We start from the raw sequence: 26,088 nt of genomic DNA on the forward strand, positions 1-26,088 counted from the left end.
TACGGGAACGGGGGGCTCGCATGCAGCCGTTGGAAGCCGGCGAACCGGGGGCCATCGGCCCGTACCGGCTGCTCGGCAGGCTCGGGGCGGGCGGTATGGGACGGGTGTACCTCGCGCGGAGCGAGGGCGGCCGTACCGTCGCCGTGAAGGTCGTGCACCCGCACTTCGCGCTGGACGAGGAGTTCCGGGCGCGGTTCCGCCGCGAGGTGGAAGCGGCCCGGCGCGTGGGGGCGCGGTGGACCGCGCCCGTCCTCGACGCGGACCCGGAGGCGCCCGTGCCCTGGGTCGCGACGGCGTACGTGGCCGGGCCCTCGCTCGCCCGCGCGGTCACCGAGCACGGCCCGCTGCCGCCGCACACGGTACGGGCGCTGGGATCCGGACTCGCCGAGGCGCTGGAGGCCGTGCACGGGCTCGGGCTCGTCCACCGCGACGTGAAGCCGTCGAACGTCCTGCTGACCGTCGAGGGGCCGCGGCTGATCGACTTCGGCATAGCGCGGGCGACGGACGGGACGGCGTCGCTCACCTCCACCGGCGTGTCCGTCGGGTCCCCGGGCTACATGGCGCCCGAGCAGATCCTCGGCAAGGGCGTGGGCGGCGCGGCGGACGTGTTCTCGCTGGGCTCGGTGCTCGCGTACGCGGCGACCGGGGAGCCGCCGTTCTCCGGCGACTCCTCGGCGGCGCTCCTCTACAAGGTCGTCCACGAGCAGCCCGAGCTGGGCGGCGCCCTCACCGGTGAGCTGCGGGACCTGGTCGCCGCGTGCCTGGCCAAGGACCCGGCGGCCCGCCCCGCGCCCGCCGAGGTCGCCCGGCGGCTCGCCCCGGACGGGGCGGCCGCGCTGGTCGAGGGCGGCTGGCTGCCGGGCCCGCTGGTGGCGCGGCTCAGCCGGGAGGCGGTACGGCTGCTGGACCTGGAGCCGGCGGCGGCGGACCCGGCCGGGGTGCGGTCGGGTCCGGTGCCGTTCAGCGGCCCGGCGGTCGAGCCGCCGTCGCCGGGGACGGCGGCCGGGGCCGTATCGGACGCGTCGTCCGGCGCGGGGCCCGGCGCGGGGCCCGGCGGGGGATCCGGCACGGGGGCGGGCACCGGGGCCGGCTCGTCGTCCGGCAACTCGTCGCCCGGCGCGGCGCCCGGCTCCGCGGGCGCCTCCACGGGCGGTCCGCTGGGCGTCTTCGGGCCGCCGCTCGACCCGGCGCCGCCGACCGCGGCCCGCGGTCGGCGCCTCAGCTGCACGGTCGCCCTCACGCTCGCGGGGGCGCTCGCGGCGGTGACGGTCGGCGGCGCGTTCCTGCTGGACCTGCTGCCCGGGCAGGGCGGCGACAGCGACAACGCGGCCAAGCCCCCGACGCAGGGCTCCACGCCTCCCGCGTCCGCATCCTCCGTCCCGAAGGAGTTCCTCGGCACCTGGAAGGGGCCCACCCAGGAGGCCAACGGCCTGCCGCACGGCGAGCTGACGGCCGTCTTCAGCCGGGGAGGCACCGGGCAGGACGTGGTCCGGATGACGACCACCCTCTCCGTCCTCACCACGACCGTCGAGTGCCACAGCGTCGGCAGGCTCACCGCCGTCAAGCCGGGCGAACTCACCGTGGTGGACCGCACGGACCCGGCCAAGCCGGGGTCGCCGGGCCTGTGCACCGGCAGCTCCGCCACCCTGACCTTCGCCCTCACCGCCGACGGCACCCTCGCCTACCGGTCCGACGAGGCGGCGGCGGGCCGGCCGACCGGCACCCTGACCAAGGCGGGCGGGTGAGCCGGGCGTAGGCTGGTTCGGTCCGTACTGAAGCCGCTGAAGCACCCCTGAAGCCCTGTAAAACCGCCGAAAGGTGACATCCGGTGACCGAGAAGGCCGACCTCCAGTCCGTCCTGGACCGCGCCGCCGAGGGTGGGCGGATCACCCCCGAGGAGGCGCTCGACCTCTACCGGTCGGCCCCGCTGCACGCCCTCGGCGCGGCGGCGGACGCGGTGCGGCGGCGGCGCTACGCCGGTACGGAGCACATCGCGACGTACATCATCGAGCGCAACATCAACTACACGAACGTGTGCGTCACGGCGTGCAAGTTCTGCGCCTTCTACGCGCCGCCGAAGGACACCGCCAAGGGCTGGACCCGCGACCTCGACGACATCCTGCGGCGCTGCGCGGAGACGGTGGAGCTCGGCGGCACCCAGATCATGTTCCAGGGCGGTCACCACCCGGACTACGGCGTGGAGTACTACGAGGAGCACTTCGCGGCCATCAAGAAGGAGTTCCCGCAGCTCGTCATCCACTCCCTCGGGGCCTCCGAGGTCGAGCACATGGCGCGGATCTCCAAGGTGACGGTGGAGGAGGCCATCCAGCGCATCCACGCCGCAGGCCTCGACTCCTTCGCGGGCGCGGGCGCCGAGCTGCTGCCCGAGCGGCCGCGCAAGGCCATCGCCCCGCTGAAGGAGTCCGGCGAGCGGTGGCTGGAGATCATGGAGATCGCGCACACCCTGGGCGTGGAGTCCACCTCCACGATGCTCATGGGCACGGGCGAGACCAACGCCGAGCGCATCGAGCACCTGCGCATGATCCGTGACGTGCAGGACCGGACGGGCGGCTTCCGCGCCTTCATCCCGTACACGTACCAGCCCGAGAACAACCACCTGAAGGGCCGCACGCAGGCCACGCTCTTCGAGTACCTGCGCATGATCGCCGTCGCGCGGCTGTTCATGGACAACATCGCCCACATCCAGGGCTCCTGGCTGACCACCGGCAAGGAGATCGGCCAGCTGACCCTGCACTACGGCGCGGACGACCTCGGTTCGATCATGCTGGAGGAGAACGTCGTCTCGTCGGCGGGCGCGAAGCACCGCTCCAACCTGCGCGAGATGATCGACATGATCCGCACCGCCGACCGCGTACCGGCGCAGCGCACCACGACGTACGAGCACATCGTCGTCCACGACGACCCGGCGAACGACCCGGTCGACGACCGCGTCGCCTCGCACATCTCCTCCACCGCGATCGCGGGCGGCACGGCCCACCCCGAGCTCAAGCTGCTGAACGCCAACTGAGCCCGTCATGCTGACGATCCACGTCGCCGAGGCCACGCCCGAGACGGCCGTCCTGGTCGACGGGGCGTCCATCGCCGCCCTCGGCCCGTACGAGGACCTGGCCGCCGTCCGCCCCACCGCACGGGTGCGGCGGTGGCCCGGCATCCTCACGCCCGGGCTGCTCAACCCGTACGGTCCCGAGATCCTGGAGCTGACCTACCACCCGGACCCGCGCGAGGCCGACGAGTTCGGCACCGCGCCGATCACCGGCGAGCGGGCGCGGGCCCTCTTCCGCGCCGACCCCTCCCGGCTGGGCGCCAGCGCCCGGCGCGGGGTGCAGCGGCTGCTGGCGCACGGCACGGTCGCCGTCGCCGGTGAACTGCGCGGCCGGGCCGCCCTGGACGCGGTGCGCCGGGCCGGGCTCGTCATGGCGGCCCGCCCGGCGGCCCTGCGGGGGCCCGTGTCGTTCTCCCCGGTGCCGCTCGTGCTGCTGCCGGGGCTCCGCGTCGGCGGACCCGCCCGGTTCGCGGTCTTCGACGTCCCCGACCGGACGGAGCTCGTCCGGCGCGGCGCCGCGACCTGCGTGGCCACGGTGATCGGCGGACGGCTGGTGCACCGGCGCGCGTAGCGCCGGAGGGCCCCTGCTTGAATGGGGGCGTGACCCGCGCATCCCTGGACAAGCAGCCGCACGAAGTCGCCTCGATGTTCGACGACGTCGCGGCCAACTACGACCTGACGAACGACGTGCTCTCGCTGGGCCAGGACCGGCGGTGGCGCAAGGAGGTCGCCAAGGCGGTCGACGCCCGGCCCGGCCAGAAGGTCCTCGACCTCGCGGCGGGCACCGGCACCTCCTCGCTGCCCTTCGCCCGGGCCGGCGCGTACGTCGTGCCGTGCGACTTCTCGCTGGGCATGCTCCGCGAGGGCAAGCGCCGCCACCCGTGGCTGCCGCTCACGGCGGGCGACGCGACGAAGCTGCCCTTCCGGGACGAGGTCTTCGACGCGGTGACCATCTCCTTCGGTCTGCGCAACGTCCAGGACACGGACGCCGCGCTGCGCGAGCTGTACCGGGTGACCAAGCCGGGCGGACGGGTCGTCATCTGCGAGTTCTCCCACCCGACGTGGGCGCCCTTCCGGACGGTGTACGAGGAGTACCTGATGCGCGCGCTGCCGCCGGTCGCCCGCGCCGTCTCGTCCAACCCGGACGCGTACGTCTACCTCGCCGAGTCCATCCAGAGCTGGCCCGAGCAGGCCGAGCTGGCCCGGCTGCTGCAGAAGGCCGGCTGGTCGAAGGTGGCGTGGCGCAACCTGACGGGCGGCATCGTGGCCCTGCACCGGGGCACCAAGGCCTGACGCGTCAGAACCCCAGCACGTCAGAGCCCCGGCCCCGTCACAGCTCCAGGCGGAAGCAGTAGCCCTCCTGGCCGCCGCTGTCGGGAATGGCGTACGTCTCGCCCCGCGTCATGCCGAGCCGCCGCGTCACGGCCACCGAGCGCGCGTTGCGGGTGTTCACCATGGCGACCACCCGCTCCACGCCCGCCGCGCGCAGCCGCTCCAGCGTCGCGTGGGCCGCGGCCGTCGCGTACCCCTTGCCCCAGGCGGACCGGGCCAGCCGCCAGCCGATCTCTATCTCGCCGACCGGGCCCCAGGAGTGCGGCCACGGCTGCGCGCCCGTGAAGCCGATGACCTCGTCGTCCTCGTCCAGCAGCGTCCACAGGCAGAAGCCGCGCTCGGCGTCGTGCCGGCGCTGGCGGGCGGTGAACTCGTGGTAGACGGACAGCTCGGCCGGGCCGCCCTGGAAGAACTCCATGACCTCCGGGTCGTCGAAGACCCGGTGCCAGGCGTACGCGTCCTCGTCCGTCGGCACGCGCAGCCGGACTACGGGCGGGGCGGCGGCGGGGAGCAGCTCGGTCATCGGGGTGGCCCTTCGGGTCGCTGATCGGTACGTCCCCCTAGACTGCACATGACCTGTGCCGTCCGGTACGCAATTTCGAGTATTCGGGAGAACCCGCCGTGGCCGAGCAGCAGTCCCTGTCCGAACACACAGCGGATGTGATCGTCGTCGGGGCGGGCCCGGCCGGTTCGACCACCGCCTACTACCTCGCCAAGGCGGGCCTCGACGTCCTCCTCCTGGAGAAGACCGCCTTCCCGCGCGAGAAGGTCTGCGGCGACGGCCTCACGCCCCGCGCCACCAAGCAGCTGGTCGCGATGGGCATCGACATCTCCGAAGAGGCCGGCTGGCTGCGGAACAAGGGCCTGCGCATCATCGGCGGCGGCGTGCGCCTCCAGCTCGACTGGCCGGACCTCGCCAGCTATCCGGACTACGGACTGGTGCGCAAGCGCGACGACTTCGACGAGCAGCTAGCCCGCCAGGCGCAGAAGGCCGGCGCCCGTCTCTACGAGCGCTGCAACGTCGGCGCGCCGATCGTCGACGAACGCACCGGCCGCATCACCGGCGTCCACGCCAAGCTCGGCGAGGAGAAGGCGCCCGTCACCTTCCACGCGCCGCTCGTCGTCGCCGCCGACGGCAACTCCACCCGCCTGTCGCTCGCCATGGGCCTGCACCGGCGCGAGGACCGCCCGATGGGCGTCGCCGTCCGCACGTACTTCACCTCCCCGCGCCACGACGACGACTACCTGGAGTCCTGGCTGGAGCTGTGGGACCGGCGCGGCCCGGGCGAGGACCGGCTGCTGCCCGGCTACGGCTGGATCTTCGGCATGGGCGACGGCACCTCCAACGTCGGCCTCGGCGTCCTCAACACCTCCGACTCCTTCAAGGAGCTGGACTGGCGCGAGGTGCTGAAGGCGTGGTGCGCCTCCATGCCGGAGGACTGGGGGTACGTCCCCGAGAACATGACGGGCCCGATCCGCGGCGCCGCCCTGCCGATGGCCTTCAACCGCCAGCCGCACTACACGCGCGGCCTGCTGCTCGTCGGCGACGCGGGCGGCCTGGTCAACCCGTTCAACGGCGAGGGCATCGCGTACGCGATGGAGTCCGGCCAGATCGCCGCCGACGTCATCGTCCAGGCCCACGCCCGCGCGACCCCGGCCCAGCGGGAGCTGGCCCTGCACAACTACCCGAAGATCCTCAAGGACACGTACGGCGGCTACTACACGCTGGGCCGCGCCTTCGTGAAGCTGATCGGCAACCCGAAGGTCATGAAGATCGCCACGCAGCGCGGTCTGACGCACCCGCTGCTGATGAAGTTCACGCTGAAGATGCTCGCCAACCTCACCGACCCGACGGGCGGCGACGCGATGGACCGCATCATCAACGGCCTGTCGAAGGTGGCCCCGCGCTCCTGAGAGCCAGGGCCCGACACCTCCTACACCGCCGCCGCAGTCGGCGCGGACAGCGCCTCCCGGACCGTCGCCCGCGCCAGGACCGACGTGGGGTCGACCACCGGGAGGCCGGCGCTCGTCTCGCCGAGCAGCAGGGGCAGTTCGGTGCAGCCCGCGACGAGCAGCCCGGCGCCGCGGGCGGCCAGTTCCTCGGCGGCCCGCTCGATGAGCCGCACCGGGCCCGCGTCCACCTCGCCCGCCTTCACCCGGCGGATCGCGCCGGTCACGTACTCCTCCTGGGTGAGCGTGGTGGGCGTGACCACCCGCAGGCCCTCGCCCTCCAGGCCGCGTTGGTACAGCCCGGCCCGGAGCGTCCCGGTCGTCGCGAGCAGCCCGACCGAGGTGACGTCCGGGTGGCAGGAGCGGATCTCGGCCACCGTCTCCGCGATCATGTCGAGCATCGGGACGCGGACGCTGGTGCGGACGGAGTCGAGGAAGGCGTGCGCCGTGTTGCACGGGGTCGCGATGATCCGCGCTCCCATCGCCTCCAGCCGGTGCGCCCCGCGCACCAGCCACGGCGTCGGGTCGGGCCCGCGCCCGGTGAGGGCCGCCGAGCGGTCCGGGACCGTCGGGTCGGCCCACACCACCACCGGCAGGTGGTCCTGGTCGACGCCGGCCGGCGTCACGTCGATCACCTTGCGGTAGAAGTCGACGGTGGCCAGGGGCCCCATACCGCCGAGAATGCCGATCGTCACGCGTGACTCACTTCCCCCACTGGTCGAGTGCGAGCTTGCCGACGAGCGCGACCACGACGACGAGCATCACGGCCCGTACGAAACCGCTGCCGCGCTTGAGTGCCATGCGCGCGCCCACGGAGGCGCCCGCCAGGTTGAACAGCGCCATGAACGGCGCGAGGGCCCACAGCACGGTGCCCTGTGCGGTGAACATCGCCAGGGCGCCCAGATTGGTGCCGACGTTGACGACCTTGGCGGTCGCGGAGGCGGTCACCATGTCCATGGAGAGCAGCGCCACCAGGCCGATCACCAGGAAGGTCCCGGTGCCCGGGCCGAGCAGCCCGTCGTAGAAGCCGATGCCGCCGCCGACCACGATGATCGCCGTGACGATCCGCCGCCGGGTGGCCGGCCCGCCGCCCGGCTTCCGCCCGAACTGCGGGCGCAGCACGACGAAGGCCGCCACCGCCACCAGCAGCACCATGATCACGGGGCGCAGCACCTCGCTGTTCACGCCGGCCGCGAAGAACGCCCCGCCGACCGCCGCCAGGGCCGCGACCCCGCCGAGCCGGACCGCGAGCCGGACGTCGACGGGCGCCTTGCGCACGTACGTCACCGCCGCCGCCGACGTGCCGACGACACCGACGGCCTTGTTGGTGCCCAGCGCGTACGCGGGCGCGAGGTGGGGGAAGGCGATCAGCAGGGCGGGCACCTGGAGCAGGCCGCCGCCGCCGACCACCGCGTCCACCCACCCCGCCAGCGCGGCGGCGACGCAGAGCATCACCGCCGTGGTGAGGGTCAGGTCATGCACGTGCGTAACTGTCCTTGCTCAGCACCCGCCCGCCGGAGCGGACGAGGACGTCGTCCGTCAGCTCGCCCGGGTACGGGTAGAAGCGGCGCAGCCAGCGGTCGTTCCCGTCGTAGCGCGGCGTGAAGTCGCTGCGGCCGTGCACCACGATCCGGTTGTCGACCAGCAGCAGCTCGCCGCGATCGGCGCGCACCGCCCGGTGCACCGTGTGCATGGCCGCGTTGAGCCGCTCCAGGGCGGCCTGCGCCTCGGCGTCGGTGCCGAAGGTGTTGTGCATGTTGAACCGGACGTTGGTGCCGGTCGGACCGTCCGTCAGCACCGGGTGCGGATCGGTGACCGGCCGCTCGTCCTCGCCGAGGCCCCGCGTGAAGGAGAGCGGGAAGCGGCTGCGGTAGCGGTCGGTGCGCAGCATCGCGCGGTCGGCCGCCGACAGCAGCGGCTCGGCCTCGCGCACCGAGGCGACCATGGTGGCGGCCCGCCGGTCGTGGTCGGGGCGCAGGCACAGCAGGCCGAGGTGGCTGGGGCGCACCGGGTGGTGGACGTTCTCGGTGTGGAAGTCGAAGAGCGAGGAGCCGGAGTTGAGCGGCTTCGCGGCGTCCGAGGCGACCGGGTACACGTCGTGCACCAGCGCTCCGGACTTCTCGTCCTCGTACCCGATCAGGCCGCCGAGCGGGTGCGCCACGAGCGCGACGAGCAGGCTGGAGGGGTGGGTCTCGCCCAGCACGTTGGAGCCGTAGGTGTCGGGGGTGGCCGGGATCGCACCGACCGGCAGCCCGCGCACCACCATCAGGCCGTGGTCCGGCGGGGTGTCGCGGAAGGACTCGACGGCCTCGCGCAGCGGGGCCGGCAGCCGTTCGGCCAGCGCCGCGACGGCGGCGGACTGCAGCGTCTGTTCCAGCGGACCCGCGAGGCGGCCGGCTTCGTGTATCAGTGCCTCCAGGCGGGCGGTGTCACGCGGTTCGAGGGTCAGGGGCGCGAGGTCGGCACGGGGTTCTGCGTACGTCGTCATGCCGTGGAGTCTGGGTCGCCGACAGCGGCCGCCACCAGGCATGTCGACGGTCCGGAAACGTCCATGACCCGTGCCGGACACGCGCGGGGACTGGCCGGTGGGGGACGCGGCCGGAAGCGGACGCCTCCCTGGTGCCCGCCCGGGGCCGGCCGTGCTGGAGCATGGAGGCGCGCGACGACATCTACGGGGATCCTCGGGGGAGGTGTCCGCATGTTCCTTTCCGCTTTCTCCTTCATCTGGGGCTGACGAACCTGTGCGTACGAAGAAGGCCGCGCGGCCACGGTTCTCCTGGCCGCTGACCGCCGTCACCGCGGGCCTCGTGGCGATGGTCGTCTCGTACGCCGGACCGCTCGCCCTCGTGCTCGCCGCGGCGGACGCCGCGGGGCTCACCGGGGCGCAGAGCTCGTCGTGGGTCTGGGCCATCTCGATGGGGGCGGGACTGACCTGCATCGGGCTGAGCTGGTGGAGCCGCGCCCCGGTGATCACGGCGTTCTCGACGCCGGGCGCCGCGATCCTGGTCACCGCGCTGCCGCAGCACGGGTATGCCGAGGCCGTCGGGGCCTTCCTCGCGGCGGGCGCGGCCGCCACGGCACTGACGGCGACCGGGGTGTTCGCGCGGGTGCTGGCCCGGATACCGGAGGGAGTGGTCTCGGCGATGCTCGCCGGGACGCTGTTCTCGTTCGGCACCTCGGTCTTCACCTCCCTGCGCACGGCCCCGCTGCTCGCGGGCGCGATGCTCCTCGGCTACCTGCTCGCCCGCCGCTTCGTGCCGACGTACGCGGTGGTCTGCGCGCTGGTCGCCGGGGTCGCCGTCGCCGGCGCCACGGGCGACCTGGACGTGGACGTCTCGGGCGCGGGGCTGGCGGCACCGCACCTCACCGTGCCGGAGTTCTCGGTGGGCGCGCTCGTCGGGATCGGCGTGCCGCTGCTGGTGGCGACACTGGCCGGGCAGTACGCGCCGGGCATGGCGGTGCTGCGCGCCGACGGGTACCGGCCCGACGAGCGGGTGGTCTGCGGGACGACGGGCGCGGTGTCGGTGCTGCTCGCCCCGTTCGGCTCGCACGCCGTCAACCCGGCGGCCATCACCGCCGCGATCTGCACCGGCCCCGACGCGCACCGGGACCCGGCCAAGCGGTGGATCGCCGGTATCAGCTGCGGGCTGGGGTACGTGGTGGTGGGCTGCTTCGGCTCGACCCTGGTGGCGGTGTTCACCGGGCTGCCGGGGGCGCTGGTCGCCACCCTCGCCGGGGTGGCGCTGTTCGGGGCGATCTCGGGCAGTCTCGCGCGGACGGTCGCGAGCGAGCGCGACCGCGAGGCGTCCGTCATCACCTTCCTGGCGACGGCCTCCGGCATGACGATCGCCGGCATCGGCTCACCCTTCTGGGGCCTGCTCGCCGGCATCCTGGCCCACGCACTGCTCCGCGCGGGCCGCCGCACCGGGACACCCGACGGCGCCGACGGCTCGGCGCCCGGCGGTTCGGGGCCTGGCGGTTCGGCGGGCGTGGCTTCCGGTGGTTCCGGGGGCACGGCGTTCGGCGGTTCCGGTGGTTCGGCGTCCGGCGCCTCCGCGGGCATCGCGTCCGGCGCCTCCGGTGGTTCGGCGCCTGCCGGGGTCGGGCACGGGGTGCCGCGCACTCCCGAGGCGGCCGTGTCTCCGCCGGCCACGGCCACCGCGCCGCCGCGCGAACCGCACCTCCCGGCACCGTCGTAGAGCAGGTCGCGCGGCCCGCGGGGGGCACTCGGCGCCGTGGTCAGTCGGCCGTCGCGGTGTCGGCCGCCCCGTGAGCGTCGGGTTCCGCGGTCTGCGTCGACTCCGTCGACTCCGCCGGCTCCGGCGCCAGCCAGCCCGCGCGTTCGGCGAGGACCGCGACCTGGAAGCGGCTCGTGGCGCCGAGGGCGACCGTGAGGTCGCCCACCAGGCGGCGCACGGTCCGGTCGGAGACGCCCAGCCGGCGGCCGACCGCCTCGTCCGTCAGGCCCTCCGCCAGGAGCCGCAGCACCGCCCGCTGCCTCTTGTCGGGCTGCCCGGTGGTGGCCTCCTCGGGCGCGGCGGCCCCCAAGTCCGCGGCCTCGGCCCACGCGTGCTCGAACTGGGAGCGGAACACCTCCACCAGCGACGGGTCGTACACGACCACCGCCGCGGGCTGGCCGTCCCGCCCGGTCGCCGGGACGATCGCGAGGTGCCGGTCGACCACGATCAGCCGGTGCGGCAGCGTCACCGCCGTCCGTATCTGACCGCCCGCCTTCCTCACCTCCCGCAAGTACGCGGCCATGTGCGGCATCGCGGCGGACGACGCCAGGTGGACCGTCCGCATCGCGACCCCGCGCCGCAGCACCCGCCGGTCCCGGGCCAGCCCGTCCTCGACCATGTGCGCGGACACCCCGCGCCCCGGGTGCAGTGAGATGACCTCCTCGTGGGCCTGCTGGGCGGCGTCCTCCAGGGCGGCCGCGATGTTGGCCGTTCCCTCGACCAGCGTCGCCTGCGTACCCGACACCCGCTGGGCGTGGATCGGATGGAAGTCGGTGAGCATGCGGGCCATCGCCTCGCGGGTCCGGGTGCTCTGCTCGATGAGCGCCTCGACGTGCCGGGCGTCGGCCGCCAGCAGGTGGTCGAGCGCGGACTCGGACGACACACACGCCCAGCCGCTCGGGGTCGCGGTGGTGCGTACCAGCAGCCCCAGCTCGAAGAGCACCTGGACGGCGGCGGCGTACTCCTCGCTGCTCCAGCCCAGTCGGCGGCAGACGGCCGCGGGAGTCCAGGCGGCGTCCTGGACGGCGATCACATAGAGGTCCCGCGCGAGCTTGTCCTCGGTCGTGGCGTTTCTGCCCAAAGGTTCCCCCTCACCTCTGCGCCGGACTCTGGAGTATAGGGCGGCCTGCTCAACGCCGAAGGGCCGTCGCTCCCACCCCGAGCGGGGGAGCGACGGCCCTTCGGCGTGTGTGCCCCTGGATCAGAGCAGGCGGACCGCGCCGGACGGCGGGTCGTAGTCGAGCGGGCGCTCGACGACACCGGTGCCGGGGTTCTGCGCGCCGATGAACATGCCACCGCCGGAGTAGATCGCCACGTGGTACGAGCCGCTCCGGCTGCCCCAGTAGAGGATGTCGCCGGGCTGGAGGTTGTCGAGCGAGACCGAGGTGCCCATGCTCGACTGCGCGCCGGAGACGCGCGGCAGGTCGATGCCGGCCTGGCGGTACGCGGCCTGCACGAGGCCGGAGCAGTCCCAGGAGTTGGGGCCGGTGCCGCCCATGACGTACGCGTCGCCGACCTGGGCGCGGGCGAAGGCGATGATCGCCGCGGCGGAGCCGGTGGCGGGCGCGGAGACGGAACCGCCCTCGTCCGAGTTGATGGCGGAGCCGGAACCCGAGGCGGAGAGCGTGGTGCGCTCGGAGGAGCGGTTGGCGCGCTCCTGGGCCTCGGCGCGGGCCCGCTCCTCGGCCTTGCGCTCGGCCTCCGCCTTGCGCTCGGCCTCCTGCTTGGCCTTCTTGGCGTCCTTGGCGGCCTTGGCCGCCGCGGCGTCCTCCGCGGCCTGGAGCTCGGTGTCGAGGGCGATCTGCTGGGTCGCCTCGGCGGAGGCGGCGACCGCGCTCGACAGACCCGCGGAGAGGTCTCCGTTGAGCGCGGGCATCTCGATGGTCTCGGTCACCGGCTCGGCCTGGGCCGGGCCGGCGGCACCGGCCACCGCGACGGTGCTGAGGACGCCACCGGCAACTCCGGCGCGCAGCGAGAGCTTCGAGGCGCTGCGGCGGGGCTTCCGGTGGCTGGGTATGTGAGCGGTGTGGGACATGAGTACAACCGCTATCAGGGCGGTGCGGTTCCCTTCAAGAAACGTGGGTTGCGCCACAGTTGTGCGTGGAATGCCCGAATCCGCTTCATCGGGGCCCTTATTGACGCCGTAACGGACAATGCGGACTGTCGTGATCAAGGCCGTGATCATGGGCTTTCCGCGAAACGCCCGAATTGCCGCGCGCTTACCACTCCGGCGCTCCGGTGGCCAAGCCCGCTATTGGCGAGGGGTGAATCCTGTGACGCAGGTCACGGAGTGATCACGGCTCGGGGTGCGGGGAGCGGCCCGAAAGATCGTGAAAACGCGCACGCGTCCACTTCGGTCCAGGCGACCCCCTCGGGCGGGTGAGGTGAAGCTCCTTTATCACTCGGGGGAGTCCATTGCGAATTTGCCTGTAGGTGCCATCTCTTGATAGGGCGCACCCCTCGCGACCAGCGGTAACCCCCTTGAGTGTCACGGTATGAGGTCATTCGGCCACGCCGCGTACCAAGATCACCGTTCATCCGAATTCGTGATCCTTCGCCAGGTGGTGGAGATCACAAAGACGTTGTCGTACCCCGTGTCGCAGATCACAGATCGGCGGGCATAGGATGCGAAGCAGTCGGGCTTGTGAACTGCCTCACATGTACGCGATCTTCGCGAGGCGGCGAGACGAAGGCCCGGTGCGGTCCAACGGTCAAGGACGACTGGAAGGAGCGAGGAGCGTGAATGCCTACGCGCCCATCCTCGTGCTCGGCGCCCTCGGGGCAGGGTTTGCGATCTTCTCCGTGGTCATGGCCACGCTTATCGGCCCAAAGCGGTACAACAGGGCGAAGCTTGAGGCGTACGAGTGCGGTATCGAGCCGACGCCGACACCAGCCGGTGGCGGCCGCTTCCCCATCAAGTACTACCTGACGGCGATGCTCTTCATCGTCTTCGACATCGAGATCGTCTTCCTCTACCCCTGGGCCGTCAGCTTCGACGCACTCGGGCTGTTCGGGCTCGTGGAGATGCTGCTCTTCGTGCTCACCGTCTTCGTCGCCTACGCGTACGTATGGCGGCGCGGCGGCCTGGACTGGGACTGAGGACCAAGAGGCAAGAGGACTTAAGGGGCTGAGGGGCACCGACATGGGACTCGAAGAGAAGCTGCCGAGCGGTTTTCTGCTGACGACGGTCGAACAGGCCGCGGGCTGGGTGCGCAAGGCGTCCGTCTTCCCCGCGACCTTCGGTCTCGCCTGCTGCGCCATCGAGATGATGACGACCGGCGCCGGGCGGTACGACCTGGCGCGTTTCGGCATGGAGGTCTTCCGCGGCTCACCGCGCCAGGCCGACCTGATGATCGTGGCCGGCCGGGTGAGCCAGAAGATGGCGCCCGTCCTGCGCCAGGTCTACGACCAGATGCCCAACCCGAAGTGGGTGATCTCCATGGGGGTGTGCGCATCGTCGGGCGGAATGTTCAACAACTACGCGATTGTGCAGGGCGTTGACCACATTGTTCCCGTTGACATCTATTTGCCGGGCTGCCCGCCGCGTCCGGAGATGCTGATGGACGCGATCCTCAAGCTCCACCAGAAGATCCAGGGCTCCAAGCTCGGCGTCAACGCGCGGGAAGCGGCCCGTGAGGCGGAGGAGGCGGCGCTGAAGGCGCTGCCGACGATCGAGATGAAGGGCCTGCTGAGGTGAGCGAGTCACAGCCCAATCCGGATCAGGAACTCAGCGCGCAGAACCTCCCCGGCCAGCGGGGCCAGGGCGGTGAGGAGATCCGCGTCCAGCGCGGCATGTTCGGCGCGAACAACGGCGGCGACACCTCCGGCTACGGCGGCCTCGTCCGCTCCATCCGCCTGCCCGGCGAGGCCACCCGCCCCTACGGCGGGTACTTCGACGAGGTCGCCGACGAGCTCGAAGGCGCCCTGGAGGAACAGGGGCTCGTCCCCGAGAACGCCATCGAGAAGACGGTCGTCGACCGCGGCGAGCTCACCTTCCACATCGCCCGCGAGCACCTGGTCCGCGTCGCCCGCACCCTGCGCGACGACCCCGCCCTGCGCTTCGAGCTCTGTACGGGCGTCAGCGGCGTCCACTACCCCGGCGACAAGGGCCGCGAGCTGCACGCCGTCTACCACCTGCGCTCGCTCACCCACGGCCGGCTCGTCCGGCTGGAGGTGTCGGCGCCGGACGCGGACCCGCACGTCCCCTCGCTCGTCGAGGTCTACCCGACCAACGACTGGCACGAGCGCGAGGCGTACGACTTCTTCGGCCTGATCTTCGACGGCCACCCCGCCCTGACCCGGATCATGATGCCGGACGACTGGCAGGGCTTCCCGCAGCGCAAGGACTACCCCCTCGGCGGCATTCCCGTCGAGTACAAGGGCGCCCAGATCCCGGCTCCGGACCAGCGGAGGTCGTACTCGTGACCACCCCACACGCTCCCCACGCGGAAAGCCGCGAGACCACCGAGGGGACCGTCTACACGGTCACCGGCGGCGACTGGGACGAGGTCGCCGAGTCCGCGGTCAAGGCCGACGACGAGCGGATCGTCGTCAACATGGGCCCCCAGCACCCGTCCACGCACGGCGTGCTCCGGCTCATCCTGGAGCTCGACGGCGAGACCGTCACCGAAGCCCGCTGCGGCATCGGCTACCTCCACACCGGCATCGAGAAGAACCTCGAGTTCCGGACCTGGACGCAGGGCACCACGTTCGTCACGCGCATGGACTACCTGACGCCGTTCTTCAACGAGGCGGCGTACTGCCTGAGCGTGGAGAAGCTGCTCGGCATCGAGGACCAGATCCCCGACCGCGCCTCCGTCATCCGCGTGCTGCTGATGGAGCTCAACCGCCTCTCCTCCCACCTGGTGTGCATCGCCACCGGCGGCATGGAGCTCGGCGCCACCACGATCATGATCTACGGCTTCCGGGACCGCGAGCTGATCCTGGACCTGTACGAGCTGATCACCGGCCTGCGCATGAACCACGCGTTCATCCGGCCCGGCGGCCTCGCCCAGGACCTGCCGCCCGGCGCCGTCGACCAGCTCCGCGAGTTCGTGAAGACCATGAAGCGGAACCTGCCGGAGTACGACAAGCTCGCCACCGGCAACCCCGTCTTCAAGGCCCGCATGCAGGACATCGGCTACCTCGACCTGGCCGGCTGCATGGCCCTCGGCGTCACCGGCCCGATCCTGCGCTCCGCCGGCCTCCCGCACGACCTGCGCAAGACCGACCCGTACTGCGGCTACGAGACGTACGAGTTCGACGTCCCGACCGCCGACACCTGCGACGCGTACGGCCGCTTCCTCATCCGGCTGGAGGAGATGCGCCAGTCGCTGCGGATCGTCGAGCAGTGCCTCGACCGGCTGGAGCCCGGTCCGGTGATGGTCGCCGACAAGAAGATCGCCTGGCCCGCGCAGCTCGCCCTTGGCCCGGACGGCCTCGGTAACTCGCTGGACCACATCAAGAAGATCATGGGCACCTCCATGGAGGCCCTGATCCACCACTTCAAGCTGGTGACCGAGGGCTTCCGGGTCCCGCCCGGACAGGCGTACACCGCGGTCGAGTCGCCCAAGGGCGAGCTCGGCGCGCACGTCGTCTCCGACGGCGGCACCCGCCCCTACCGGGTCCACTTCCGCGACCCGTCGTTCACCAACCTGCAGGCCATGGCGGCGATGTGCGAGGGCGGCATGGTCGCCGACGTCATCGTCGCCGTCGCGTCCATCGACCCCGTGATGGGAGGCGTCGACCGGTGACCGCTAATCAACAGGTCGGTTTGGGGATGCCGCAGCTCCCCGCCCCGGACTACCCCGCCGAGGTGCGGGCCCGGCTGGACGCGGACGCCAAGGAGATCGTCGCCCGCTACCCCGACAGCCGCTCCGCGCTGCTGCCGCTGCTGCACCTGGTGCAGGCGGAGGAGGGCTACGTCTCGCGCACCGGCATGAGGTTCTGCGCGGAGACCCTGGGCCTGACCACCGCCGAGGTCACCGCCGTCGCCACCTTCTACACCATGTACCGGCGCAAGCCCTCCGGGGACTACCAGGTCGGGGTGTGCACCAACACCCTGTGCGCCGTCATGGGCGGCGACGCCATCTTCGACGAGCTGAAGCAGCACCTCGGCGTCGGCAACGACGAGACGACCCCGGACGGCAAGGTCACCCTCGAACACATCGAGTGCAACGCCGCCTGCGACTTCGCCCCCGTGGTGATGGTCAACTGGGAGTTCTTCGACAACCAGACACCCGAGACCGCCAAGCGGCTCGTCGACGACCTGCGCGCCGGCCGCCCGGTCACCCCGACCCGCGGCGCGCCCCTGTGCACGTACAAGGAGACCGCCCGCATCCTGGCCGGCTTCCCGGACGAGCGCCCCGGCGCGGTCGAGGCGACGGGCGGCGCGGGCCCCGCCTCGCTCGTCGGGCTCCGGCTCGCCAAGGGCGAGGCCGCACCCGGCGCGCGCGTGGTCCACCCGCGCGGCGAGGCCCCGCAGGACGAGCCGGCGCCCGGCTCCGGGCACCTCAGCTCGCATGACGCGCCGCAGCCGACCTCGGCCTCCGACCCGCAGCACCCGTCCGGCCCGGTCACCGAGGAGGGGGAGTGATGACGTTGGCAACCGAGATGACCAGCCCCGAGAAGCTGCTGTCGCCGGTCCTGTCGGCGTTCTGGGACGATCCGCACTCCTGGACGCTGGAGACGTACAAGCGGCACGACGGGTACGAGGGGCTGCGCAAGGCCCTCGCCATGTCGCCCGACGACGTCATCGCGTACGTCAAGGACTCCGGCCTGCGCGGCCGGGGCGGCGCGGGCTTCCCCACCGGCATGAAGTGGCAGTTCATCCCGCAGGGCGACGGCAAGCCGCACTATCTTGTTGTCAACGCCGACGAATCGGAGCCCGGGACCTGCAAGGACATCCCGCTCCTCTTCGCGAACCCGCATTCCCTCATCGAGGGGATCGTGATCGCCTGTTACGCGATCCGGTCGAACCACGCCTTCGTCTACCTGCGCGGCGAGGTCGTCCCCGTCCTGCGCCGGCTGCACGAGGCCGTGCGGGAGGCGTACGCGGCGGGCTACCTCGGCACGAACATCCTCGGCAGCGGACTCGACCTCGAACTCACCGTGCACGCGGGCGCGGGCGCGTACATCTGCGGTGAGGAGACCGCGCTGCTCGACTCGCTCGAAGGCCGTCGTGGCCAGCCCCGGCTGCGTCCCCCCTTCCCCGCGGTCGCCGGTCTCTACGCGTGCCCCACTGTGGTGAACAACGTCGAGTCCATCGCGTCGGTTCCCGCGATCCTGAACCGGGGCAAGGACTGGTTCAAGTCGATGGGCAGCGACAAGTCCCCGGGCTTCACGCTGTACTCGCTCAGCGGCCACGTCGCCTCGCCGGGCCAGTACGAGGCGCCGCTCGGCGTCACGCTGCGCCAGCTGCTCGACATGGGCGGCGGCATGCGCCCCGGCCACCGGCTGAAGTTCTGGACGCCCGGCGGCTCGTCCACGCCGATGTTCACCGACGAGCACCTCGACGTGCCGCTCGACTACGAGGGCGTGGGCGCCGCCGGCTCGATGCTCGGCACCAAGGCGCTGCAGTGCTTCGACGAGACGACGTGCGTGGTGCGGGCCGTGACCCGGTGGACCGAGTTCTACGCCCACGAGTCGTGCGGCAAGTGCACCCCGTGCCGCGAGGGAACGTACTGGCTGGTGCAGTTGCTCCGCGACATCGAGGCGGGCAAGGGCGCCATGAGCGACCTCGACAAGCTCGCCGACATCGCCGACAACATCAACGGCAAGTCGTTCTGCGCCCTCGGCGACGGCGCCGCCTCGCCGATCTTCTCCTCGCTGAAGTACTTCCGCGACGAGTACGAGCAGCACATCACGGGCAAGGGCTGCCCCTTCGACCCGGCCAAGTCGACCGCCTGGGCGGACAACCACGTGGAGGTGACGGCATGACCGTCATGGCGTCCAACCCCGCCGGGGGCGGCGCGGCTGCCGTCCCGCCGGAGGACCTCGTCTCGCTGACGATCGACGGGGTCGAGATCTCCGTCCCCAAGGGGACGCTGGTGATCCGGGCCGCCGAGCAGCTCGGCATCGAGATCCCCCGGTTCTGCGACCACCCCCTCCTCGACCCGGCCGGCGCCTGCCGCCAGTGCATCGTCGAGGTCGAGGGCCAGCGCAAGCCGATGGCCTCCTGCACCATCACCTGCACCGACGGCATGGTCGTCAAGACGCAGCTGACCTCGCCGGTCGCCGAGAAGGCGCAGGTGGGCGTGATGGAGCTGCTGCTCATCAACCACCCACTGGACTGCCCGGTCTGCGACAAGGGCGGCGAGTGCCCACTGCAGAACCAGGCCATGTCGCACGGCCAGGCCGACTCCCGCTTCGAAGGACGGAAGCGGACGTACGCCAAGCCCGTGCCGATCTCCACGCAGGTGCTGCTCGACCGCGAGCGGTGCGTGCTGTGCGCGCGCTGCACCCGCTTCTCCAACCAGGTGGCGGGCGACCCGATGATCGAGCTGATCGAGCGCGGCGCGCTGCAGCAGGTCGGGACGGGGGAGGGCGACCCGTTCGAGTCGTACTTCTCCGGGAACACCATCCAGATCTGCCCGGTCGGCGCGCTGACCTCGGCGGCGTACCGGTTCCGCTCCCGCCCCTTCGACCTGGTCTCCAGCCCGTCGGTCTGCGAGCACTGCGCGGGCGGCTGCGCCACGCGCACCGACCACCGGCGCGGCAAGGTCATGCGGCGGCTCGCCGCCAACGACCCGGAGGTCAACGAGGAGTGGCTGTGCGACAAGGGGCGGTTCGCGTTCCGGTACGCGCAGCAGCGCGACCGGCTGACGACGCCGCTGGTACGCAGCTCCGAGACGGGTCGGCTGGAGCCCGCCTCCTGGCCGGAGGCCCTGGAGGCGGCCGCGCGCGGGCTCGTCCGGGGGCGCACCGGTGTCCTGGCGGGCGGGCGGCTGACGGTCGAGGACGCGTACGCGTACGCCAAGTTCGCGCGCGTCGCCCTCGACACCAACGACGTCGACTTCCGGGCGCGTGTCCACAGCAGTGAGGAGGCCGACTTCCTCGCCGCACGGGTCGCCGGACGCGGCAAGGACCTGGACGGGCACGGGATCACGTACACCTCGCTGGAGAAGGCCCCGGCGGTGCTGCTGGCCGGGCTGGAGGCGGAGGAGGAGGCTCCGGGCGTCTTCCTGCGGCTGCGCAAGGCCTGGCGCAAGCGCGGCCAGCGGACCTTCGCGCTCGCGTCGCACGCGACCCGGGGCCTGGAGAAGGCGGGCGGCACGCTGCTGCCGGCCGCGCCCGGGACCGAGACCGAGTGGCTCGACGCGCTGGCCCTGGGCACGGGGCTGGACGCCGACGGGACCGTCGCCGCCGAGGCGCTGCGGCAGCCCGGCGCGGTGCTCGTCGTCGGCGAGCGGCTGGCCGCGGTGCCGGGCGCGCTGACCGCCGCCGTACGGGCCGCGACGGCGACCGGCGCGGAGCTGGTGTGGATCCCGCGCCGGGCCGGGGAGCGCGGCGCCCTGTGGGCGGGTGCGCTTCCCTCGCTGCTGCCGGGCGGGCGCCCCGCCACCGACCCGCGCGCGCGGGAGGAGGTCGCCACCGCCTGGGGCGTCCGGGAACTGCCGCACCGTTACGGGCGCGACACCGGCCAGATCGTGGAGGCCGCCGCCACCGGCGAGCTGGGTGCCCTGCTCGTCGGGGGCGTCGAGGTCGCGGACCTGCCGGACCCGGCACGCGCCCGGGAGGCGCTCGACGCGGCGTTCGTCGTGTCGCTGGAGCTGCGGCCGAGCGAGGTCACGGAGCGCGCGGACGTCGTCCTCCCGGTGGCCGCGGTCGCCGAGAAGTCCGGCACCTTCCTCAACTGGGAGGGTCGGGTCCGGATGTTCGAGGCCGCGCTGAAGCCGGAGCACATGACCCGGACGCTCGCCCCGGCCGACGCACGCGTGCTGCACATGCTGGCCGACACGCTGGACGTGCATTTCGCGCTGCCGGACGTGAAGGCCGTACGCCGCGAGCTGGACCGGCTCGGCGCCTGGGACGGTACGCGCGCCTCCGACCCGGTGGCGTCCGGCCGCCCGCTGCCCCTCGCGGGCGCGGGCGAGGCCGTGCTGGCGGGTCACCGGATGCTGCTGGACCTCGGCGTCCTCCAGCAGGGCGACGAGGCCCTGGCGGGTACGCGCCACGCCTCCCTCGCCCGCCTCTCGGCGGCCACGGCGGCGGAGACCGGCGTCAAGGACGGCGACCTGCTGGCGGTGACGGGCCCTTCCGGCTCGGTCGCGCTGCCGCTGCGGGTGACGCCGATGCCCGACCGCGTGGTCTGGCTCCCGCTCAACTCGACCCCCGGCGGCGCCCTGTCGGCCCTGGGCGCCGGCCCGGGTGACCTGGTCCGCATCGGCGCCGCGACCCCGATCTCCGCGGAGCGCACGGAGGTGGAGGCATGATCCCGTACACGCTGGCGGCGGAAGACCTGTCCATGTTCGGCCGCGACCCCTGGTGGCTGGTCGTCATCAAGGCGGTCTTCTGCTTCGCCTTCCTGATGATCACCGTGCTGTTCTCCATCGTGTGGGAGCGCAAGGTCGTCGCCTGGATGCAGCTGCGCATCGGGCCGAACCGGCACGGCCCCTGGGGCCTCCTCCAGTCCCTCGCGGACGGCGTCAAGCTGATGCTGAAGGAGGACGTGATCGTCAAGCGGGCCGACAAGGTCGTGTACGTGCTCGCGCCGATCGTCGCCGCCATCCCGGCCTTCATGGCGATCGCCGTGATCCCCTTCGGCCCGGCCGGCAACGAGATCTCGATCTTCGGGCAGCGCACCACGATGCAGCTGACCGACCTGCCGATCGCGATGCTCTACATCCTCGCCGTCGCCTCCGTCGGCATCTACGGCATCGTGCTGGCCGGCTGGTCGTCGGGCTCGACGTACCCGCTCCTCGGCGGGCTGCGCTCCTGCGCGCAGATGATCAGCTACGAGATCGCGATGGGCGCCGCCTTCGCGTCCGTCTTCCTCTACTCGGGGTCGATGTCGACCTCGGCGATCGTCGAGGCGCAGGCGGACCGCTGGTACATCGTCCTGCTGCCGGTCTCCTTCCTCATCTACATCGTCACGATGGTCGGGGAGACCAACCGCGCCCCGTTCGACATGCCGGAGTCCGAGGGCGACCTGGTCGGCGGCTTCAACACCGAGTACAGCTCCATCAAGTTCGCGATGTTCATGCTCGCCGAGTACGTGAACATGGTGACGGTCTCGGCGGTGTCCGTGACGCTCTTCCTGGGCGGCTGGCGGGCCCCGTGGCCGGTCTCCACCTTCTGGGAGGGCGCGAACCACGGCTGGTGGCCGATGCTCTGGTTCGTCGTCAAGGTGCAGCTGCTGCTGTTCTTCTTCATCTGGCTGCGCGGCACGCTGCCGCGCGTCCGCTACGACCAGCTGATGAAGCTCGGCTGGAAGGTCCTCATCCCCGTCTCGGTCGTCTGGCTGATGCTCGTCGCGACCGTGCGCGCGCTGCGCAACGAGAACTACGAGTTCCAGCAGATCGTGCTGTACGTGGCGGGCGCGGTGATCGCGGTGCTGCTGATCTCCTTCGTGGCCGACGTCTTCCGCGACAAGAAGGCGAAGGGGGCGGAGCGGACCGCCGAGCCGCCCGCCGAGTTCGACCCGATGGCCGGCGGTTTCCCCGTACCGCCGCTGCCCGGGCAGACCCTGCCGCCGGTGCCGCGCCGACGGCCCCGGGGTGACCGGGCGCTGATTGTCAGTGGTGGGCCGGACACTACAAGTGACGGAAAGGAGGCCGACGGTGTCTGACAGTAACTTCCAGAATCCGGTCGCCGGCTTCGGCGTGACCTTCAAGGCCATGTTCAAGAAGCGGCTGACCGAGCAGTACCCGGAGCAGAAGAAGACGACAGCACCGCGCTTCCACGGCCGGCACCAGCTCAACCGCCACCCGGACGGCCTGGAGAAGTGCGTCGGCTGCGAGCTGTGCGCCTGGGCCTGCCCGGCGGACGCCATCTACGTCGAGGGCGCGGACAACACCGACGAGGAGCGCTACTCCCCGGGCGAGCGGTACGGCCGCGTCTACCAGATCAACTACGCCCGCTGCATCCTGTGCGGCCTGTGCATCGAGGCGTGCCCGACCCGGGCGCTGACGATGACGAACGAGTTCGAGCTGGCCGACTCCACCCGGGCGAACCTCATCTTCACCAAGGAGCAGCTCCTCGCGGGCCTGGAGGAGGGCATGGTGGACACCCCCCACGCCATCCACCCCGGCATGACGGAGCAGGACTACTACCGGGGCCTGGTGACCGAGGCCGCGCCGGGCACGGTCCAGCAGGCCGCCGTCAGCAAGGGCGATGAGAAGCCTCAGGAGGCCGCTTCGGACTTCGGCGAGGAAGAGCCCGCCTCGAAGAAGGTGATCGGGGCATGAACAGCCTTGCAGCCTCCCTGACCTCGACCGGCGAGGCCGTGCAGTTCTGGGTGCTCGGCGTCATCGCCGTCCTCGGCGCGCTGTGCACCATCCTGATGAAGAAGGCCGTGCACAGCGCGCTGTGCCTCGCCGGAACCATGATCATCCTGGCGGTCTTCTACCTCGCCAACGGGGCGTACTTCCTGGGCGTCGTCCAGATCGTCGTCTACACCGGCGCGATCATGATGCTGTTCCTCTTCGTCGTCATGCTGGTCGGCGTCACTGCCGCCGACTCCCTCAAGGAGACGATCAGGGGCCAGCGCTGGTGGGCCGCCGCCTGTGGGCTCGGCTTCGGCATCCTCCTCATCGCCGGTATCGGCAGCGCCTCGCTGAACACCTTCGACGGCCTCGGCACGGCGAACGCCGGCGGCAACGTGGAGGGCCTCGCCGCGCTCATCTTCAGCAAGTACGTCTTCGCCTTCGAGATCACCGGAGCGCTCCTCATCACGGCCGCAGTCGGCGCGATGGTGCTGACGCACCGGGAGCGCACGGAGCCCGCCCGCACCCAGCGGGAGCTGGCGGAGCAGCGCGTACGCGAGGGCAAGCAACTGCCGCCGCTGCCCGCGCCCGGTGTCTACGCCCGGCACAACGCTGTGGACATCCCCGGGCTGCTGCCCGACGGCACGCCGTCCGACCTCACCGTCAGCCAGACGCTGCGGGCCCGCGGCCAGATCCGCGACGTGTCCCGCGAGGCCCTGGAGGACCTCAAGGCGCTGGAGCAGCGCGCCGAGGAGCGTCTGGGGCGGGGGCCGTCGGAGCCGCAGGCGTCCCGGCCCCAGGACCGCGAGGAGGAGAACGCGCAGTGAATCCGGTCAACTACCTGTACCTGGCCGCCCTGTTGTTCACCATCGGCGCGGCCGGGGTGCTGATCCGGCGGAACGCGATCGTGGTCTTCATGTGCGTGGAGCTCATGCTCAACGCCTGCAATCTCGCGCTCGTCGCCTTCTCCCGGATGCACGGCAACCTCGACGGCCAGATCATCGCCTTCTTCACGATGGTCGTCGCCGCCGCGGAGGTCGTGGTCGGCCTCGCGATCATCGTGTCGCTGTTCCGTTCCCGCCACTCGGCCTCGGTCGACGACGCCAGCCTGATGAAGCTGTGAGGGGCTGAAAGTGGAGAATCTGATCGCGCTGCTCGTCGCGGCGCCTCTGCTGGGAGCGGCCGTCCTGTTGTGCGGCGGCCGCCGGCTGGACAGGGCCGGGCACTGGCTCGGCACCCTGCTCGCGGCCGCCTCCTTCGCCATCGGCGCGGTGCTCTTCTTCGACATGCTCGGCAGGGGCGCGGAGGAACGCGCCCTGCACCAGCACCTGTTCAGCTGGGTGCCGGTGGAGAGCTTCCGGGCGGACATCGCCTTCCAGCTGGACCAACTGTCGATGACGTTCGTCCTCCTCATCACCGGCGTGGGCACGCTCATCCACGTGTACTCGATCGGGTACATGGCCCACGACGAGCGCAGGCGCCGCTTCTTCGGCTATCTGAACCTGTTCCTCGCGGCGATGCTGCTGCTGGTCCTCGCCGACAACTACCTGCTGCTGTACTTCGGCTGGGAGGGCGTCGGCCTCGCCTCGTACCTGCTCATCGGCTTCTGGCAGCACAAGCCGAGCGCGGCGACGGCGGCGAAGAAGGCCTTCCTGGTCAACCGGGTCGGCGACATGGGCCTGTCCATCGCCATCATGCTGATGTTCACCACCTTCGGGACCTTCACCTTCGGGCCCGTGCTCTCCTCGACCGGTGAGACCTCGGAAGGCATGCTCACGGCCATCGGGCTGATGCTGCTGCTCGCCGCGTGCGGCAAGTCGGCACAGGTGCCGCTGCAGTCCTGGCTCGGGGACGCGATGGAGGGCCCGACCCCGGTCTCGGCCCTGATCCACGCGGCCACCATGGTGACCGCCGGCGTCTACCTCATCACCCGCTCGGGCGCGATCTTCAACGCCGCCCCGGACGCGCAGCTGGCGGTCACGGTCGTCGGCGCGGTCACGCTCCTCTTCGGTGCGATCGTCGGTTGCGCCAAGGACGACATCAAGAAGGCGCTGGCCGGCTCCACGATGTCGCAGATCGGCTACATGATCCTGGCCGCCGGTCTCGGCCCCATCGGTTACGCCTTCGCGATCATGCACCTGGTGACGCACGGCTTCTTCAAGGCCGGGCTGTTCCTCGGCGCCGGCTCGGTCATGCACGGCATGAACGACGAGGTCGACATGCGGAAGTACGGCGGCCTGCGAAAGTACATGCCGGTCACCTTCGTCACCTTCGGCCTCGGCTACCTCGCGATCATCGGCTTCCCGGGGCTCTCCGGCTTCTGGTCCAAGGACAAGATCATCGAGGCGGCCTTCGCCAAGGGCGGCACGGAGGGCTGGATCCTCGGCGGCGTCGCGCTGCTGGGCGCGGGCATCACCGCGTACTACATGACCCGCGTGATGCTCATGACGTTCTTCGGCGAGAAGCGCTGGCAGCCCGCCCCCGACCCGGACACCGCGCCCAGCGTGGAGCCGGGCGTCGACGTCCACCCGGGCGAGATGCCGCACCCGCACGAGTCGCCGAAGTCCATGACGATCCCGATGATCCTGCTGGCCTTCGGTTCGGTCTTCGCGGGCGCGCTCTTCTCGCTCAACAGCGCGTTCGTCAACTGGCTGAAGCCGGTGACCGAGTTCGAGCACGGCCACCCGCCGATCAGCGCGGGCGCGGTGACCGCCTCCACGGTCGTCGTGCTGCTGATCGGTGTCTCCCTCGCGTACGCGCAGTACGGCCGCCGGCCCGTGCCGGTCGTCGCCCCGCGCGGCTCGCTGCTCACCCGCGCCGCCCGTCGCGACCTGCTCCAGGACGACTTCAACCACGTCGTCCTGGTGCGCGGCGGCGAGCACCTCACCCGCTCCCTGGTCTACGTCGACCACACCCTGGTCGACGGGGTGGTCAACGGCACCGCCGCCTCGTTCGGCGGCCTGTCCGGCCGGCTGCGCCTGCTGCAGAACGGCTTCGCCCGCTCCTACGCGGTCTCGATGTTCGGAGGTACGGCGGTGCTGATCGCCGCGACCCTGCTGATGAGGGGAGTGTGACCCTG

The 26,088-nt window shown here is 71.8% G+C and carries 24 protein-coding genes; 18 read left to right on the forward strand and 6 right to left on the reverse strand.

The genetic code is table 11. From position 1 onward, the window contains the following. The first annotated feature begins 20 nt into the window (after positions 1-20). The 4 genes from ACZ42X_RS31320 to ACZ42X_RS31335 all read left to right on the forward strand — a co-directional run bounded on the left by ACZ42X_RS31320 (position 21) and on the right by ACZ42X_RS31335 (position 4,357). The gene (locus tag ACZ42X_RS31320; RefSeq protein WP_468297203.1) at positions 21-1,745 is read left to right on the forward strand and encodes a serine/threonine-protein kinase; all 1,725 of its coding nucleotides are present in this window, start codon (positions 21-23) and stop codon (positions 1,743-1,745) included. Between the two features lie 83 nt (positions 1,746-1,828). Next, on the forward strand, positions 1,829-3,028 hold the full coding sequence (gene mqnC / locus ACZ42X_RS31325) for a cyclic dehypoxanthinyl futalosine synthase (protein ID WP_468297206.1): 1,200 nt from the start codon (positions 1,829-1,831) through the stop codon (positions 3,026-3,028). Positions 3,029-3,035: 7 nt separating this feature from the next. Further along, entirely contained in the window at positions 3,036-3,635 is a 600-nt protein-coding gene (locus ACZ42X_RS31330) for a hypothetical protein (protein WP_468297209.1), read from the forward strand. Positions 3,636-3,664: 29 nt separating this feature from the next. Beyond that, positions 3,665-4,357: a demethylmenaquinone methyltransferase gene (locus ACZ42X_RS31335; RefSeq protein WP_468297211.1), complete on the forward strand. Its 693-nt coding sequence runs from the start codon at positions 3,665-3,667 to the stop codon at positions 4,355-4,357. Between the two features lie 37 nt (positions 4,358-4,394). On the opposite strand, the gene ACZ42X_RS31340 is transcribed toward ACZ42X_RS31335, so the two are convergent. Further along, positions 4,395-4,919, reverse strand: a complete 525-nt coding sequence (locus tag ACZ42X_RS31340) for a GNAT family N-acetyltransferase (RefSeq protein WP_361428284.1) — start codon at positions 4,917-4,919, stop codon at positions 4,395-4,397. Positions 4,920-5,017: 98 nt separating this feature from the next. Here ACZ42X_RS31340 and ACZ42X_RS31345 point away from each other — a divergent pair, with 98 nt between their 5' ends. Continuing rightward, a complete protein-coding gene (locus tag ACZ42X_RS31345) occupies positions 5,018-6,310 on the forward strand; it encodes a geranylgeranyl reductase family protein (protein ID WP_361428286.1) in 1,293 nt (430 codons plus the stop codon). Positions 6,311-6,330: 20 nt separating this feature from the next. On the opposite strand, the gene cuyB is transcribed toward ACZ42X_RS31345, so the two are convergent. From cuyB to ACZ42X_RS31360, 3 genes are read right to left on the reverse strand one after another with little or no spacing between them, the layout of a single operon-like run. Beyond that, positions 6,331-7,041 carry a cysteate racemase gene (gene cuyB, locus ACZ42X_RS31350; protein WP_361428288.1) on the reverse strand — a complete coding sequence of 237 codons (711 nt, stop codon included), beginning with the start codon at positions 7,039-7,041 and terminating at the stop codon, positions 6,331-6,333. A gap of 7 nt (positions 7,042-7,048) precedes the next feature. After that, on the reverse strand, positions 7,049-7,828 hold the full coding sequence (locus tag ACZ42X_RS31355) for a TSUP family transporter (RefSeq protein ID WP_468297214.1): 780 nt from the start codon (positions 7,826-7,828) through the stop codon (positions 7,049-7,051). Further along, positions 7,821-8,834 carry a TauD/TfdA family dioxygenase gene (locus ACZ42X_RS31360; protein WP_468297217.1) on the reverse strand — a complete coding sequence of 338 codons (1,014 nt, stop codon included), beginning with the start codon at positions 8,832-8,834 and terminating at the stop codon, positions 7,821-7,823. Before ACZ42X_RS31360 ends, ACZ42X_RS31355 begins: the two co-directional genes overlap by 8 nt. A gap of 253 nt (positions 8,835-9,087) precedes the next feature. Here ACZ42X_RS31360 and ACZ42X_RS31365 point away from each other — a divergent pair, with 253 nt between their 5' ends. Continuing rightward, entirely contained in the window at positions 9,088-10,545 is a 1,458-nt protein-coding gene (locus ACZ42X_RS31365; RefSeq protein ID WP_468297220.1) for a benzoate/H(+) symporter BenE family transporter, read from the forward strand. Between the two features lie 40 nt (positions 10,546-10,585). On the opposite strand, the gene ACZ42X_RS31370 is transcribed toward ACZ42X_RS31365, so the two are convergent. Both ACZ42X_RS31370 and ACZ42X_RS31375 read right to left on the reverse strand, forming a co-directional pair. After that, positions 10,586-11,665, reverse strand: coding sequence for a helix-turn-helix transcriptional regulator (locus tag ACZ42X_RS31370; protein WP_468297223.1), 1,080 nt, complete (start codon positions 11,663-11,665; stop codon positions 10,586-10,588). Positions 11,666-11,785: 120 nt separating this feature from the next. Further along, the gene (locus ACZ42X_RS31375; protein WP_468297226.1) at positions 11,786-12,619 is read right to left on the reverse strand and encodes a C40 family peptidase; all 834 of its coding nucleotides are present in this window, start codon (positions 12,617-12,619) and stop codon (positions 11,786-11,788) included. A 704-nt stretch (positions 12,620-13,323) separates the two neighbouring features. Between ACZ42X_RS31375 and ACZ42X_RS31380 the strand changes: the two genes are divergently transcribed. The 12 genes from ACZ42X_RS31380 to nuoL are packed head-to-tail and all read left to right on the forward strand — an operon-like array spanning position 13,324 to position 26,083. Then, positions 13,324-13,683: an NADH-quinone oxidoreductase subunit A gene (locus ACZ42X_RS31380; RefSeq protein WP_031077122.1), complete on the forward strand. Its 360-nt coding sequence runs from the start codon at positions 13,324-13,326 to the stop codon at positions 13,681-13,683. A gap of 43 nt (positions 13,684-13,726) precedes the next feature. Continuing rightward, entirely contained in the window at positions 13,727-14,281 is a 555-nt protein-coding gene (locus ACZ42X_RS31385) for a NuoB/complex I 20 kDa subunit family protein (RefSeq protein ID WP_064070020.1), read from the forward strand. Further along, the gene (locus tag ACZ42X_RS31390) at positions 14,278-15,009 is read left to right on the forward strand and encodes an NADH-quinone oxidoreductase subunit C (RefSeq protein WP_468297231.1); all 732 of its coding nucleotides are present in this window, start codon (positions 14,278-14,280) and stop codon (positions 15,007-15,009) included. The genes ACZ42X_RS31385 and ACZ42X_RS31390 overlap by 4 nt, the downstream gene beginning before the upstream one ends. Continuing rightward, positions 15,006-16,337: an NADH-quinone oxidoreductase subunit D gene (locus tag ACZ42X_RS31395; RefSeq protein WP_468297234.1), complete on the forward strand. Its 1,332-nt coding sequence runs from the start codon at positions 15,006-15,008 to the stop codon at positions 16,335-16,337. The genes ACZ42X_RS31390 and ACZ42X_RS31395 overlap by 4 nt, the downstream gene beginning before the upstream one ends. Before the next feature lie 26 nt (positions 16,338-16,363). Continuing rightward, the gene (nuoE, locus tag ACZ42X_RS31400) at positions 16,364-17,179 is read left to right on the forward strand and encodes an NADH-quinone oxidoreductase subunit NuoE (RefSeq protein ID WP_468297236.1); all 816 of its coding nucleotides are present in this window, start codon (positions 16,364-16,366) and stop codon (positions 17,177-17,179) included. Further along, on the forward strand, positions 17,179-18,522 hold the full coding sequence (gene nuoF, locus ACZ42X_RS31405) for an NADH-quinone oxidoreductase subunit NuoF (RefSeq protein ID WP_468297239.1): 1,344 nt from the start codon (positions 17,179-17,181) through the stop codon (positions 18,520-18,522). The genes nuoE and nuoF overlap by 1 nt, the downstream gene beginning before the upstream one ends. Then, positions 18,519-21,017: an NADH-quinone oxidoreductase subunit G gene (locus tag ACZ42X_RS31410; RefSeq protein ID WP_468297241.1), complete on the forward strand. Its 2,499-nt coding sequence runs from the start codon at positions 18,519-18,521 to the stop codon at positions 21,015-21,017. Before nuoF ends, ACZ42X_RS31410 begins: the two co-directional genes overlap by 4 nt. Further along, the gene (nuoH, locus tag ACZ42X_RS31415; protein ID WP_468297243.1) at positions 21,014-22,372 is read left to right on the forward strand and encodes an NADH-quinone oxidoreductase subunit NuoH; all 1,359 of its coding nucleotides are present in this window, start codon (positions 21,014-21,016) and stop codon (positions 22,370-22,372) included. The genes ACZ42X_RS31410 and nuoH overlap by 4 nt, the downstream gene beginning before the upstream one ends. Then, complete coding sequence (nuoI, locus tag ACZ42X_RS31420; protein WP_468297246.1) at positions 22,365-22,991, forward strand: NADH-quinone oxidoreductase subunit NuoI; 627 nt, start codon at positions 22,365-22,367, stop codon at positions 22,989-22,991. Before nuoH ends, nuoI begins: the two co-directional genes overlap by 8 nt. Further along, positions 22,988-23,836, forward strand: a complete 849-nt coding sequence (locus ACZ42X_RS31425) for an NADH-quinone oxidoreductase subunit J (protein ID WP_468297248.1) — start codon at positions 22,988-22,990, stop codon at positions 23,834-23,836. Before nuoI ends, ACZ42X_RS31425 begins: the two co-directional genes overlap by 4 nt. Continuing rightward, positions 23,833-24,132, forward strand: coding sequence for an NADH-quinone oxidoreductase subunit NuoK (gene nuoK / locus ACZ42X_RS31430; protein ID WP_064070011.1), 300 nt, complete (start codon positions 23,833-23,835; stop codon positions 24,130-24,132). The genes ACZ42X_RS31425 and nuoK overlap by 4 nt, the downstream gene beginning before the upstream one ends. A 10-nt stretch (positions 24,133-24,142) precedes the next feature. Beyond that, positions 24,143-26,083, forward strand: a complete 1,941-nt coding sequence (nuoL, locus tag ACZ42X_RS31435) for an NADH-quinone oxidoreductase subunit L (RefSeq protein ID WP_468297251.1) — start codon at positions 24,143-24,145, stop codon at positions 26,081-26,083. The last annotated feature ends 5 nt before the right edge of the window (positions 26,084-26,088 follow it).

This window comes from Streptomyces sp. NPDC030862, from assembly GCF_055571835.1.

Excerpts from the sequence above, each read along its gene's own strand:
- ACZ42X_RS31320 (WP_468297203.1), top strand. The coding sequence starts at position 21 with ATGCAGCCGTTGGAAGCCGGCGAACCGGGGGCCATCGGCCCGTACCGG.
- ACZ42X_RS31330 (WP_468297209.1), top strand. The coding sequence starts at position 3,036 with ATGCTGACGATCCACGTCGCCGAGGCCACGCCCGAGACGGCCGTCCTG.
- ACZ42X_RS31340 (WP_361428284.1), bottom strand. The coding sequence starts at position 4,919 with ATGACCGAGCTGCTCCCCGCCGCCGCCCCGCCCGTAGTCCGGCTGCGC.
- ACZ42X_RS31360 (WP_468297217.1), bottom strand. The coding sequence starts at position 8,834 with ATGACGACGTACGCAGAACCCCGTGCCGACCTCGCGCCCCTGACCCTC.
- ACZ42X_RS31375 (WP_468297226.1), bottom strand. The coding sequence starts at position 12,619 with ATGTCCCACACCGCTCACATACCCAGCCACCGGAAGCCCCGCCGCAGC.
- ACZ42X_RS31385 (WP_064070020.1), top strand. The coding sequence starts at position 13,727 with ATGGGACTCGAAGAGAAGCTGCCGAGCGGTTTTCTGCTGACGACGGTC.
- nuoE (WP_468297236.1), top strand. The coding sequence starts at position 16,364 with ATGCCGCAGCTCCCCGCCCCGGACTACCCCGCCGAGGTGCGGGCCCGG.
- nuoF (WP_468297239.1), top strand. The coding sequence starts at position 17,179 with ATGACGTTGGCAACCGAGATGACCAGCCCCGAGAAGCTGCTGTCGCCG.
- ACZ42X_RS31410 (WP_468297241.1), top strand. The coding sequence starts at position 18,519 with ATGACCGTCATGGCGTCCAACCCCGCCGGGGGCGGCGCGGCTGCCGTC.
- nuoH (WP_468297243.1), top strand. The coding sequence starts at position 21,014 with ATGATCCCGTACACGCTGGCGGCGGAAGACCTGTCCATGTTCGGCCGC.
- ACZ42X_RS31425 (WP_468297248.1), top strand. The coding sequence starts at position 22,988 with ATGAACAGCCTTGCAGCCTCCCTGACCTCGACCGGCGAGGCCGTGCAG.